The 12225-nt window shown below is 66.1% G+C and carries 12 protein-coding genes, 1 tRNA gene and 1 pseudogene; 2 read left to right on the forward strand and 12 right to left on the reverse strand.

Translation table 11 applies throughout. The features are described 5' to 3' along the window. The first annotated feature begins 41 nt into the window (after positions 1 to 41). Positions 42 to 875 (forward strand): UbiA family prenyltransferase, encoded by an 834-nt coding sequence (locus ACFVV0_RS14385; RefSeq protein WP_387064303.1) that lies wholly within the window; start codon positions 42 to 44, stop codon positions 873 to 875. On the opposite strand, the gene ACFVV0_RS14390 is transcribed toward ACFVV0_RS14385, so the two are convergent. The 3 genes from ACFVV0_RS14390 to ACFVV0_RS14400 form a co-directional block, all read right to left on the reverse strand. After that, a complete protein-coding gene (locus ACFVV0_RS14390) occupies positions 857 to 2263 on the reverse strand; it encodes an MFS transporter (protein ID WP_387064306.1) in 1407 nt (468 codons plus the stop codon). The genes ACFVV0_RS14385 and ACFVV0_RS14390 overlap by 19 nt on opposite strands. 96 nt (positions 2264 to 2359) lie before the next feature. Further along, positions 2360 to 3673 (reverse strand): LCP family protein, encoded by a 1314-nt coding sequence (locus ACFVV0_RS14395; protein ID WP_387064309.1) that lies wholly within the window; start codon positions 3671 to 3673, stop codon positions 2360 to 2362. Positions 3674 to 3786: 113 nt separating this feature from the next. Further along, positions 3787 to 4377 (reverse strand): TetR/AcrR family transcriptional regulator, encoded by a 591-nt coding sequence (locus ACFVV0_RS14400; protein ID WP_387064312.1) that lies wholly within the window; start codon positions 4375 to 4377, stop codon positions 3787 to 3789. A 93-nt stretch (positions 4378 to 4470) separates the two neighbouring features. Between ACFVV0_RS14400 and ACFVV0_RS14405 the strand changes: the two genes are divergently transcribed. Beyond that, complete coding sequence (locus tag ACFVV0_RS14405) at positions 4471 to 5823, forward strand: MFS transporter (RefSeq protein ID WP_387064315.1); 1353 nt, start codon at positions 4471 to 4473, stop codon at positions 5821 to 5823. 115 nt (positions 5824 to 5938) lie between these two features. Here ACFVV0_RS14405 and ACFVV0_RS14410 read toward each other — a convergent pair. From ACFVV0_RS14410 to ACFVV0_RS14450, 9 genes and pseudogenes are all read right to left on the reverse strand, one after another. Continuing rightward, positions 5939 to 6093, reverse strand: a pseudogene (locus tag ACFVV0_RS14410) (DNA polymerase IV); the annotation flags it as partial. 184 nt (positions 6094 to 6277) lie between these two features. Further along, positions 6278 to 6991 carry a hypothetical protein gene (locus tag ACFVV0_RS14415; RefSeq protein WP_387064318.1) on the reverse strand — a complete coding sequence of 238 codons (714 nt, stop codon included), beginning with the start codon at positions 6989 to 6991 and terminating at the stop codon, positions 6278 to 6280. Between the two features lie 686 nt (positions 6992 to 7677). After that, positions 7678 to 7750 (reverse strand) — tRNA-Ala (locus ACFVV0_RS14420). 94 nt (positions 7751 to 7844) lie between these two features. Further along, the gene (locus ACFVV0_RS14425) at positions 7845 to 8129 is read right to left on the reverse strand and encodes a zf-TFIIB domain-containing protein (RefSeq protein ID WP_387064321.1); all 285 of its coding nucleotides are present in this window, start codon (positions 8127 to 8129) and stop codon (positions 7845 to 7847) included. An 87-nt stretch (positions 8130 to 8216) separates the two neighbouring features. Then, complete coding sequence (gene rsfS / locus ACFVV0_RS14430; protein WP_387064324.1) at positions 8217 to 8594, reverse strand: ribosome silencing factor; 378 nt, start codon at positions 8592 to 8594, stop codon at positions 8217 to 8219. 52 nt (positions 8595 to 8646) lie between these two features. Then, the gene (locus ACFVV0_RS14435; RefSeq protein ID WP_387064327.1) at positions 8647 to 10050 is read right to left on the reverse strand and encodes a hypothetical protein; all 1404 of its coding nucleotides are present in this window, start codon (positions 10048 to 10050) and stop codon (positions 8647 to 8649) included. Then, on the reverse strand, positions 10047 to 10649 hold the full coding sequence (gene nadD, locus ACFVV0_RS14440) for a nicotinate-nucleotide adenylyltransferase (protein ID WP_387064330.1): 603 nt from the start codon (positions 10647 to 10649) through the stop codon (positions 10047 to 10049). The genes ACFVV0_RS14435 and nadD overlap by 4 nt, the downstream gene beginning before the upstream one ends. Positions 10650 to 10661: 12 nt before the next feature. After that, entirely contained in the window at positions 10662 to 10898 is a 237-nt protein-coding gene (locus ACFVV0_RS14445; protein WP_387064333.1) for a hypothetical protein, read from the reverse strand. A 52-nt stretch (positions 10899 to 10950) separates the two neighbouring features. Next, positions 10951 to 12219: a glutamate-5-semialdehyde dehydrogenase gene (locus ACFVV0_RS14450; RefSeq protein ID WP_387064335.1), complete on the reverse strand. Its 1269-nt coding sequence runs from the start codon at positions 12217 to 12219 to the stop codon at positions 10951 to 10953. Between the last annotated feature and the right edge of the window lie 6 nt (positions 12220 to 12225).

The following is a 12225-nucleotide window of genomic DNA, read 5'->3' on the forward strand; positions in this document are numbered from 1 at the left end:
AAGTCTTTTACATTCACAGAGTTCGGCCTAGCATTGCGACCATGGCGAACAAGGCGACCGCACTGATTCTCGCCAGTCATCCCGGCCCGACAGTGGTCGTCACGGTCGTCGCCACCGTCTTGGGTATCGGCCTCGGCTACTCCCCGCCGCGCCTGGCGATCCTCGCGCTGGCCATTCTTCTCGGCCAGCTCTCGATCGGCTGGTCGAACGACTGGCTCGATGCGGCACGGGATGCGGCGGTCCAGCGCTCGGACAAGCCGGCCGCCCAGGGCGCGATCGGCGCATCCGTCGTGCGGGCCGCCGCCTTCGTCGCGCTCGCGGCGGCCCTCCTCGTCACCGCCGTCCTCGGGCTGCTCGCAGTGCTGGCCCATTTCGTGGCTATTGCGGGCGGGTGGGCGTACAACCTCGGGCTCAAGTCGACGGTCGTTTCGTTCGTGCCGTTCGCGATCAGTTTCGGTCTCCTCCCAGCCATCGCCACACTCGGCCAGGTCGAGCCCGCCTTCCCTGCGCCGTGGGTGCTCGCCGCGGGCGCCCTTCTCGGTGTCGCCGCGCACGTCACCAATGTGCTGCCCGACCTCGCGGACGATGCCGCCACCGGCATCCGGGGCCTGCCCCATCGGCTCGGCGCGGTACCGAGCGGTCTGTTGGCGTTCGGCTGCCTGGCCGCTGCCACGATCCTCATCACCCTCGGGCCGGGCTGGCCGCCGCAACCGCTGCTGATCGTCGGCCTCGTGATCGGCCTCGCGGTCGCCGCGCTCGGCGTCGTCCTCCTGTTCCGCCGATCCCCCACCCGGCTGCTCATGCAGCTGATCATGACGTGCGCGATCATCGACGTGGCGATGCTTGCGCTCGCCGGTCAGTCCGTCGTGGTCTGAATCGGCGGCGCCGGCGGCTCGTGGTTGCGGATGCCCACGGCCGACACCAGACCGCCCACGATCATGAGGCCCGCCGTGCAGATGAGCGCACGATCCAGTCCCGCCCGATCGAGCTGTTGTCCGATGATGAGGCCGGCCATCGCCACCGTGATCAGTCCGGCGATCCGCGAGACAGCGTTGTTGACGGCCGAGCCGATTCCGGCCTGAGCCGGATGGATCGCGCCCAGGATCGCGGACGTGAGCGGCGCTACCGTCATCGACAGCCCCACACCGAACAGGAGCACTCCGGGCAGCAGATGCAGCCAGAAGTTGGCATCGTCGCCCATCGTGAGCAGCCAGAGGAACCCGAGCGACGCGACGATCGGGCCGACGGCCATGAACAACCGCGGACCGTACTTGCCTGCGAGTCCCCCGAACAAGCCGGAGAGCAACAGCATGCACACCGTCGACGGGATGAACACCAAGCCGGCCTGCGTCGCTCCGAATCCGGCGACCTGCTGGAGGAAGAGCGTGACCATCAGCGGGCCGAAGGCCAGGGCTCCGTAGACCAGCGCGGTGGCGATGTTGCCGACCCAGAAGTTGTGCACCCTGAACAGACCGAGGGGCAGCATCGGCCGCTTCACACGGGTCTCCGCAAAGAAGAACGCCGCCAGACACAGCAGGCCGAGGACGAGCGGGATCAGCACCTGCGGACTCCCCCAGCCGTAGACGCCCTGCTCGATCAGAGCGTAGACCGTGCCTGCCAGACCGACAGATCCGAGAACCGCCCCGAGAATGTCGACGTGACCGCCCGTGCCCTTGTCCGGCTGCTTGAGGGTCGTCATCAGCACCAGCGTGACCGCGATCGGCACGACGTTGATGGCGAACACCCAGCGCCACGAGAGCGTGTCGACGAACACCCCGCCGAGCACGGGGCCTGCGATCATGGCGACTCCCGTCCAGGCCGTCCAGCGACCGATCGCCTTGGCTTGAGCCGCCCCGGAGAAGGTGGAGATGATGATCGCCAGCGAGCTCGGCACGAGAAGTGCGCCCGCGACGCCCTGTAATGCCCTCGCCACGATCAGGAAGATGCCGGAGGGAGCGAACGCACACAACAGCGAGGTGATCCCGAAGCCGATCAGGCCCACGTAGAGGATCCGTTTACGACCGAATACGTCCGACAGCGAACCGGCGATCAGGATGAACGACCCGAGCGACAACAGGTACGCGTCGACCACCCACTGCTGCAGCGGAAGCCCGCCGCCCAGTTCCCTTTCGATCGCCGGCAGGGCGACATTGATGACCGCTCCGTCGAGAAACGCCACGAAGCTGGCCAGAATCGCGACGACCAGAACGCGCCGCTGCAGCGACGTCATGCGCCCGCTGGGCGCCGTCTTGCTCTCCGTCATGTTCTCAGTTAACGGTGAGCGGACCGGTATGGCAACACCAGCCGGCATCCAGCGGGCGAGTGCGGGCACACCGTCGCGCGAGCGCGTCGAGAGCGCCTAGTTGTTCCCCTTGGTGCAGGTCTGCTGAGCTGCAGTCTGCCCGGTGATCGACGGCGGTAGCGCGACGGGGGTCGACGTTCCCGGCGTCGCTTGTGCGGACGGGTCGACGGACGCGGGCGGCGTCGGCGGAACCGCAGGATCGGCCGGAGGCACGGTGGGTGTCGGCGTCGACCCCGCGGTGGGATCCTCCGCGGCCCTGCCCGTCTTTCCGGTCAGGACCACCGGGACGTCTTCGACGAGGGCGTTGCTCAGCGCGGCGGCGGCGCTCTTGTACGGGATGACCCGGTTGACGTTGTCCGGATCGGTCACCGACGGGTACTGCACGAACACCACGTTCTCGAGACCCGTATCCTTCAGCGCAAGGCCGATCTGCACCATGGTGGTCGGGTCGAGCGTGTCGGAGAGCTTCATGTTGTTGGTCGCAGCCTTGGCCAGACTGTACAACTGCAACGGATTCCCGAGCACGCCCCCCGAGACGACCTTGCGGGCCAACGCCGAAAGGAACACCTGCTGGTTGCTGATGCGGCCGAGATCGCTCCCGTCGCCGACCCCGTGCCGACTGCGTAGGAACGACAGCGCCTGATCGCCCACCAGCGTGTTCTCGCCCGCCGGAAGGTTCAACGCCGGATTGGTGTACTTGTCCTTGACCGGCGTCGCCAGGCACACCGTGACCCCGCCCACGGCCGTGGACATCGCGCTGACTCCGGCGAAGTTGATCTCGGCGGCGTACGGGATGGTGACTCCCATGAGTTTCTGGACGGTCAACGCGACGCAGGGCACGCCCGCACGGGACAGCGCGGTGTTGAACTGCGCATACGTCGACGCGCCGATCGTGCCTTTGCCGTTCAGTGCCGGGCAGCGCGGGATGGGCACCATCAGGTCACGGGGAAAGCTGACGACCACCGCGCTCTTGTGATCCTGGGCGATGTGAAGCAGCATCGTCACATCGTTGTTGCCCGCTCCCGAGCTCGCATTCTGTTCGGCCCTGGTCTCGTAGATGCCCCCGAGTCCACTCCGGCTGTCCGTGCCGGTGATGAGGAGATTGACACCACCCTCGATGGCGGCGACACTCGGGATCGACTGGGCCTTGGTGCCCGGCACGGGTGCGGCCAGGTGGATGGTCGGCTTGACCGAGCGCGTCACATCCCACACCGCATAGGCGGCGACGGATGTCGCGCTCACCGCGACGACAGCGACAGCAGCCGCGAAGATCTTCGCGATCGTGCCGACGGCGCGGCGCCGGGGAAGTCGGCCGTGACGAATAGCGGTCGCACCGCGCGCACCCTGGTGCCGGCGTGGCAGATCGGTCATCGGAGGAATTCCCTTGGGCTGAGATAACGGCTGTCCAGAAGTTTACTGTACGCATTTTGGCCAGCCGGGATATTGCGTGCCCAATCACGGGGTTAGCGGCGACCCGCCACGACTCAGCCGTGCGTCGGAGGCGGCGAAGGCGCTCTATGCAGGCCGTTCAGCACCACATCGAGCAGGTTGCTCGAACCGTCGCCGTCTCGGTACGAATCGGGCAGTGAGCTCACCAGTGTCAGCAGGGCTTTGATATCGATGTTCGGATCCATCTCCCCGGAATCCTGCGCACGACGAAGAAGCACGTCAGCGCGGGCACGCATGGGCAAGCAGGCGCGCGAGACCTCGGAGTCCTCCCGCCCCAGTCCTTCGCTGACCCTCCCGCTCAGACCGCGGTAGTGGTGCGCGCTGAGGTCGAAATCTCGGACCCACGACGCGAGCGCATCCCAGGGATCCGCCTGGGATGCGAGCTCGTCGGCTCGGTCCCGCAGGCGCGCGAACCGCTCGAGCGACACGGCAGCGTAGAGATGGTCCTTCGTCGGGAAGTGCCGGTAGAGCGTGCCCTTGCCGACCCCTGCCTCCCTTCCGATCTCATCCATCGGCACGTCGATGCCGTGCTCGGCGAACAGGCGGTGCGCGGCGGCGAGCACAGCGTCGTAATTGCGCTGGGCATCGACGCGAAGACGAGGTTCGGCAGGTGGAGTCGTACTCATATCGGCATCGTACTTGACACAACTGGACGATTGGTCCATATTGGCTGGTGAGTTGAAATGGACTAATCGTCCAATTACCATTCCGAGGAATTCATGTCGAAGATCGCACCACCCGTCTCTGCCCGAGCGCGCACACACCGCGCAGCTCTCCCCGTCCTGCTCTGCACGCAACTACTGATCGCAATCAATGTCGCGGTCGTGAATGTCGGCCTCACCGGCATTCAACACGACCTCCACTACACCCCGGCCACGCTCTCGTGGGTCGTGAATGCCTACCTTCTCGCGTATGGCGGCTTCCTGATCGTGGGCGGACGGCTCGGGGATATCATCGGACGCCGCCGAGCCATGGTCCTCGGTCTGTCGGTGTTCACGGTCGCGGTGGTCATCGCAGCGGTCGTCCCGGGTCTCCTCATCCTCGCCCGCGCCCTCCAGGGACTGGGCGCCGCACTCGCCTCGCCCGCAGTCTTGGCGGTTATCACCAACCTGTACGAGGGTCGAGCGCGCAGTCGGGCTCTGGGCTGGTTCAGCGTCGTGACAGGCGTCGGCCTCTCGGCAGGAATGATCTTCGGCGGCATCATCGTGCAATGGCTCGACTGGCGATGGATCTTCATCCTGAACATTCCCGTCGCCGTCGTGCTGGTTGTTCTCAACAGAACCATGCTGCCTGCGCTCAGGCCGGAACAGCGCGGCCGTCTGGATCTGTTGGGCGCGGTCCTCGCAACACTCGCGGCACTCGGTTTGGTGTTCGGCTTCGTCGAGCTGGGCGCACACGTCGCGATCGACGCGATCTGGATCATAGCTTTCGCCGTCGCAGCCCTAGCGCTGATCGGGCTCGTCGCCCACCTGCGCCGCGCGACGAACCCGCTCCTCCCCGTCGCCTTGTTCATGGATCCCGCGCGAGTCGGCGCGTTCGTCGCGAACGCTCTGCTCGGCGGCGCCGTGACGGGCGTGATCTTCTTCCTGTCGGAGTTCTTCGGCGGGACGCTGCACTTGGCACCCATCGCAATCGGTGCCGCTTTCCTGTTCCTCACTGTGCCGCAGCTCCCCACCGCCCTCACCGTCAGCCGGGCGATCCATCGAATCGGAGTCCGCGCAGTCGTCTGGACCTCGACGAGTCTCATGCTGGTCGGGATACTCCTCCTGGTTCCGCTCGACAGCTACACCTCACTCAACCCGGTGCTCGCGCTTGCGATGGTCCTGATCGGGCTCGGCGTCGGAGGCGTCTTCTTCGCGATCAATACGACCGTCATGTCGACCGTCGAGCCGCACATCGCCGGCGGCGCCTCGGGGATGCTGGGCACCTCCCTGCAACTCGGCGGATCGGTGGGAATCGCCATCCTCGTACTTGCCCAGGGGTTCGGCGGAATGACCGCAGTCATGAGTACCGCCGCCGCATTCGTCGTGATTTCGATGCTCGCGCTGTCCCTGCGACGCCGAGTCGGGTAGCGGGTCCCACAGAACTAGAGAAGGCCGACTTCCGCGAAAATACGGGCAGTCGGCCTTCGAAGTGTGGATCTGAGGGCACTCGAACCCCTGACCCCCTGCAAGCTATGCAAGTATTACGCACACCTCGCGCCTTGGTCTCGTAGCTTGCCGCCAGCACCACGCCTCCGCCGACGATGACTGGCCGGCCACGCAACTCGGGCGCGTCGCGCTGCTCGACCAGGCGTAGAACGCCTCGAGGTCGGCGTGCAACACGGTCGCCTCGCCCCGCATCCCGCCCTCCGATCAACCGTATGTATAGAGGAATGGTCGCAGGGACCAAGGACATAGGCTTCAGCGCAAGGATCAATTCGCTTGCAAGGTCGAACCGACTGAGTGTTTGCGGGCTTGATGAGCTCGGATTCGATTGCTGAACTCCAGAACTTTTGGTGTTCGCTCAACTAACCTGCGGGTCGGCTCAGATGTCGTGGCCGTCGCCGAAGTTGTAAGGCGCGAAAATGCTCACCACTGAGGGGTCCGCGACCGCCTGCTCGACCCCCACCGCATTAGCGTTGAACTCGCCTTGCACGGCCGGCGGTCCGAGGGTTGGACCCGTCTCGGCGGGGATCGCGAAGTACTCGGACGCCGCCGGGTCCACTCCCAACTTGGCCGCTGCCGAGGCGACGGTGTCGCCGGGCTTGATCCCTTGCACTGTTTGAATCGCGATGCCGCGACCGATAGTCGGCTGGGTCGCCGTCAACGATAGAGTCTGCGTCCCCGACGGCGACGGCCCGGGACCCCCCTCTTTTCGGTGCTCGTCCACGATCATCAACCCGGGCCACTCGTAGGAAGTCGAGTCCGCTTCGCGGTAGTCCCGCGACGGGCGATCCGTCACCTTCGCAGGGGTGCCGATTGCGGCCGCGAGCTGGGACGTGAACAGCTCTGCGGTAGCCGTGTAGGCGAGCGACATTTGGACGACTCCGGAAGCGGTGAGGTCGATGCCGGTGGGATGCACGACGATCGTGTCGACGGCCATCGGGGAGGGCGATGGCATCGCTTCGGCGGCCGGCGATTGCGTTTGCGGTGAGGGGCGCGATGTCGGCGGCGAGCTGCACGCGCTCAGTGCGACGAGCACACCGACGATGCCGACGGCCGAGAGAATAAAGCAGCCTGCCTTGCGCAACCACCTCATGGTGCACAGGCTATCTCGCCTAGGGTGTCGGCGTCGGTAGCGAAGTCGAGTCCGAGGCGTGTCTCCCGAACGTCCAAGATTGCGCCTGTGTTCGAGAATGGGCCCTAATGATGGCCCCGACGCGTAGCCCGGCTACCTATCGTCGTCCAGTACCTCGCGCAGCCGGCTCGCGAACGCCTGCCGGGTACCGACTGCGCGACGATCTAAGCGTCGTGGCCGTATGCTTTGCCGAGATTAGCGCCGCTCCCCAGCCGCATGAAGGTGCGCCAACCTCGCGCGCTTCCAATCCGCGAACCTCGGGCGCTTAGCGGCGATTCGCGGGTCAAGCCAAGCGCAAAGCAACCTCGAGTCCGGGTGGCTGGGTTCGACGGCGATCAATCCTCCTGCCCTGAGTGCTGCGCGCGCCGTCGGACCGCGTTCACCCACAACCGTACGAACTCAGCGAACCGTGCGCCATCCAGCGTAAACCGGATGAACACGGCACCGTCTGGAGCCCACGCGATCGCCTCCGCGTCAAACCTCGATCACTTCGTCGTGAACGACCCCGGCTTGCACGAGCGCCCGGACCGGGACAGGTCGTTCTTCGTCTACCCCAATTGCCGGCCAAAACCCGACATTTCCGGTCTCGGCACAACGAAACAATCCCTGGCAAGCAGCGGAATTCGCTTCTTACCAGGGATTTTCGGTGGATCTGAGGGGACTCGAACCCCTGACCCCCTGCATGCCATGCAGGTGCGCTACCAGCTGCGCCACAGACCCAGAAGTTGCACTCGATCTCTCGAAGACAACTCATCAAGCGTACTACATCGGGGCCCGCAGCAAAAAATGGCCGGAGCGCGCCGGGCGTGTCTGCTCAGTCGAAGAGTTCGCTGAGCCAGTTCTCCTTCTTCTTGCGGTACGGCTGCTGTCCCGAGTGCTGCTGCTGTGCGGAATACGGCTGCTGCGCCGGATACTGCGGCTGTTGCGCCGGCGCCGCGTACTGGGGCTGCGCGGGTAGCGCACCATTCGGCGATCGATCGATGATCTTGTCGAGCTCACCTCGATCGAGCCAGACTCCACGGCACTCCGGGCAGTAGTCGATCTCGATTCCGTTGCGCTCGCTCATGACGAGGGTGGCGTTGTCGGTGGGGCACTTCATCGGCAGCTCCATTCAGTTGGTCCGACCAGTGGATCAGGCCAACATGAGAGACCTCTCAGGCGAACCTGAGAGAAAGCCGAAGCCCGACTAGTCCGCCGTCTCGTGAACGGGAAGCTGCAGCGGAACGACCGGGCAGTCCTTCCAGAGTCGCTCGAGCGAGTAGTACATCCGGTCCTCCTCGTGGAACACGTGAACCACGAGGTCGCCGAAGTCGAGCAGAATCCAGCGGCCCTCGGCGCGACCTTCACGGCGCAACGTCTTCACGCCCGCTTCGTTCAGCTGGTCCTCGATCTCCCCGGCGATGGCCACCACGTTGCGCTCGACGTGGCCGGTGGCCAGCAGGAAGATGTCGGTGAGCGGGAGCGGTCCCGACACGTCGAGAGCAACCAGATCTTCGGCGCCCTTCGAGTCGGCCGCCTTCGCAGCGAGCTGCAGGATCTCGCGGGCGCGATCGGATGCGGTCACAGGTGGTTCTCCCTGGAGGGTTCGGGTGGAACGGTCAGTGTCGGAATGATGATCAGAACACATTCAAGACATAGGCCGCTACGAGCAGTCCGATCACGCCGACGGCGAGAACCGCGGCCGTGATCGAGAGGATGACGGGCAGGCGCGTGCCGCGCTTCTTCGGCGGCGTGATCACTCCCCGTGTGGACGTGTGCGAGCTGATGGCCCGCGATGCGCGCACCGGCGCGACCTCGGAGGTGTTGAACTCGTTCTCCTCGCCGTCGAGCAGGCGGTCGATGTCCGACGAGTCGATCCGGTCGTGCGCTCCCGTCGAACCGAGCCCGCGAGGCAGGTCGATCGAGCCGGTGACGAGGATCTCGCCGGTGCTCGTCAGCGGGCCCGTCGCATCCCCGACCGGCAGAGACGGAAGGATGAGCGCATTCGTGGTGGTCGCTGACCCGGAGGTGCCGACGTTCCGCGAGATGATCTGGTCGAACGGCTGGTTCTTGTCGTCGAGCTCGGCGGCGGTCGACCAGTGGCCGACCGGCGGCTGATACGGCGCGCGCTCGCCGTCGGACGTTTCGGAAGCCGTAGCATCGACAGCCTCGGCTTCGGGGGCAACGACAGGCGGAACAGCGGCCGACGGAGCGGTGCCCGCGGAAGGCGTGGCGTTCGTCGACGCGTCGTCATCCGGCGTGAATACCGGCGGAGTGTATGAGGGAGCGACGGCCGGAACGGCTGCCGACGGAGTCAGCGGAGCGAACGGCCAGGCGGTCGCCGCCGCAGAATCGATGTCGGCCGGCGCCTCTGCCGTGCCCGATTCGGTCGAGCGCGCATCGGCGGCCGGATCCGTCTCGTCGCCCGGAGCGGTGAAGGTGATCGGAACCACGGATTCGATGTGGCCCGCCTGCTGGTTCGCCTCCTGCGCCTGCTGCATCGCACGCAGTTCACGACGGGTCAGGATGCGCTCGCCACTTGCGCCGGGAGCAGGTGTAACCGGGGCGGGCGTCGATGCGGCGCGTGGAGGCTGCGGCACGACGGAGACGGGCTTGGTCACAGGCTCGACGCTGCCGGGCGCAGGCGACTGCCGGTAGAGGTCGGCAGCGGGCGAATCATCGACTGCTTCGTTCGACGCGTCGGGCGCCAGCAAGGAGTCGAAGGACGAACCATACGTCGGGAGGTTCGGGCGCGAAGGTGCGGAGACGCCGGGCTCGGCGAAAGCGGTGGCCGGAATGGCAGGCTGCTCGTCGCTGCGCGGCGCGGCACTCTTGTCTTTGGCGGAGGAGTCTTGTGCGTCGTCCTGACGACCGGCCGAGAACGTGAAAGGCGTGGTCACGATGGGGATCTCGCCAGCAGGGGTCGGCTCAGCGGTGCCGGCGCGGCGGGATGCCTGCCCAGCTGCCTTCTGCTCCGCAGAACGCTCGTTCTCGCGTGCCTGTCGCCGTGTCTGTGGCGGCGGGTCTTGCCACAAAGTCATGCCACACTCCGATACAGATGGTGTTTGGAGATGTATTGAACAACGCCGTCCGGCACTAGATACCAGACAGGAAATCCCCTGCTCACCCTGGTCCGGCAGTCGGTTGACGAGATCGCCAGGGCCGGAACTTCCAACAAGCTTACGTCTTGCTGGGGCAATCCAGAAATACTCAGGTCATGTCCCGGGCGACTCACAGCGACGAAATGAGCGAGATCCCAGAGCTCTTGGACGTCGCGCCAACTCAGGATCTGGGCGATCGCATCCGCCCCGGTGATGAAGAAGAGTTCGGCTTCGGGCCGCGACTCGTGGATGTCACGCAGGGTGTCGATCGTGTAGGTCGGACCCTCGCGGTCGATGTCGACCCGGCTCACGGTGAAGCGGGGATTGGACGCCGTGGCGATGACGGTCATGAGGTAGCGGTGCTCCCCCGCGCTCACCGCACCCTTCTGCCAGGGCTGACCGGTCGGCACGAAGATGACCTCGTCGAGGTCGAACGACTGGGCGACCTCGCTCGCGGCGACCAAGTGGCCGTGGTGGATCGGATCGAACGTTCCGCCCATGACCCCGACCCTCGGCCGGCGCTTCTCCGTCAGCTCCATACGCTCGGCGGGTCAGTGTCCCTGGGTGGGGTGGCCGGTACCGTGGTGGGTCGCGCCCGGAGCGGCGGCGTGATCGGCGGCACCCGGACCGGCCTTGTGACTGTGGCGGTTCGCCACGTCGCGGTAGCTCCAGATGACGAACCCGAGCACGGCGAAGATAGCAAGTGCGATGGCCCCGTATGCCCAGGTCGGCATCGGCAGGTCCACATGGGTAGCGGTCTCAGCCAGTACGGCCGTCAGGTGTGTCATCGGGAGTGTTCCTTTCTCGGCGCGAACGCCTGCGAATCAGTCTAGTGGTGGGTCACGGACGGATCTGGCCCGACCCGCGGACGATCCATTTCGTGCTCGTGAGCTCGGGAAGTCCCATCGGGCCGCGAGCGTGCAGCTTCTGAGTGGAGATGCCGACCTCTGCGCCGAAGCCGAATTCACCGCCGTCGGTGAACCGGGTGGACGCGTTCACCATGACGACGGCGGAGTCGACCTCGGCGAGGAACCGTTCCGCATTGGCGAGGTCGTTGGTGATGATCGACTCGGTGTGCTGAGTGGAGTAGCGCCGGATGTGCGCGATCGCCTCGTCGAGGGAGTCCACGATCTTCACGGAGATGTCGAGGCTCATGTGCTCGGTCGCCCAGTCCTCCTCCGTGACCGGGACGGCGGCGGGCGCGAGCCGCATGGCGCGATCGTCGGCGTGGACGGTGACCCCCGCATCCGTCAACGCGGAGATGACCGCGGGCAGAACGCGATCGGCCGCAGCGGAGTGAACCAGCAGGGTCTCGACAGCGTTGCACACGCTCGGGCGCTGCACCTTGGCGTTGCGCACGATGTCGACGGCCCAGTCCTCGCGCGCGCTCTCGTCGAGCACGATGTGCACGACGCCGGCGCCCGTCTCGATCACCGGCACGGTCGACTCGGTCACGACGGTGCGGATGAGGTCGGCGCTGCCCCGGGGGATCAGCACATCGATGTACCCACGCGCGCGCATCAGCTCGGTGGCACCGGCGCGGCCGAACTCGTCGACGGTCTGCACCGAGCCTGCCGGGAGACCGGCATCCTGGAGGGCTTCGCCGATCAGCTCGACGAGAACGCGGTTGGTGTTGATCGCCGCGCTTCCGCCACGGAGCACCGCCGCGTTGCCGCTCTTCAGCGCCAGTGCCGCGATGTCGATGGTGACGTTGGGGCGAGCCTCGTAGATGGCGCCGACGACGCCGAACGGCACGCGCACCTGCGTGATCTTCATTCCGTTGGGAAGGGAACTGCCGCGCACCGCCTCACCGACCGGATCGGTGAGCGCAACGATCTGGAGCACCGCATCCGCGAGGCCGGCGAGTCGCGTCTCGTTGAGCGTGAGCCTGTCGATCAGGCCCGACGACAACCCCTGCTCGCGGCCGTTGGCCAGGTCGAGCTCGTTGGCCTCCAGGATGCGCGGCGCCGACTCCTCGAGACGGCGCGCGATGGCGCGCAGCGCACGGTTCTTCTGGTCAGTGGTGGCCGTCGCCAGGGCGAGGGACGCCTCCTTGGCAGCGGCGAGCTTATCGACGAGCGCGACACCATCCAGCGTGGTCTGAGACATGCGACA

The organism is Leifsonia sp. NPDC058230, assembly GCF_042882245.1.
Classification (GTDB): Bacteria; Actinomycetota; Actinomycetes; order Actinomycetales; family Microbacteriaceae; genus Leifsonia.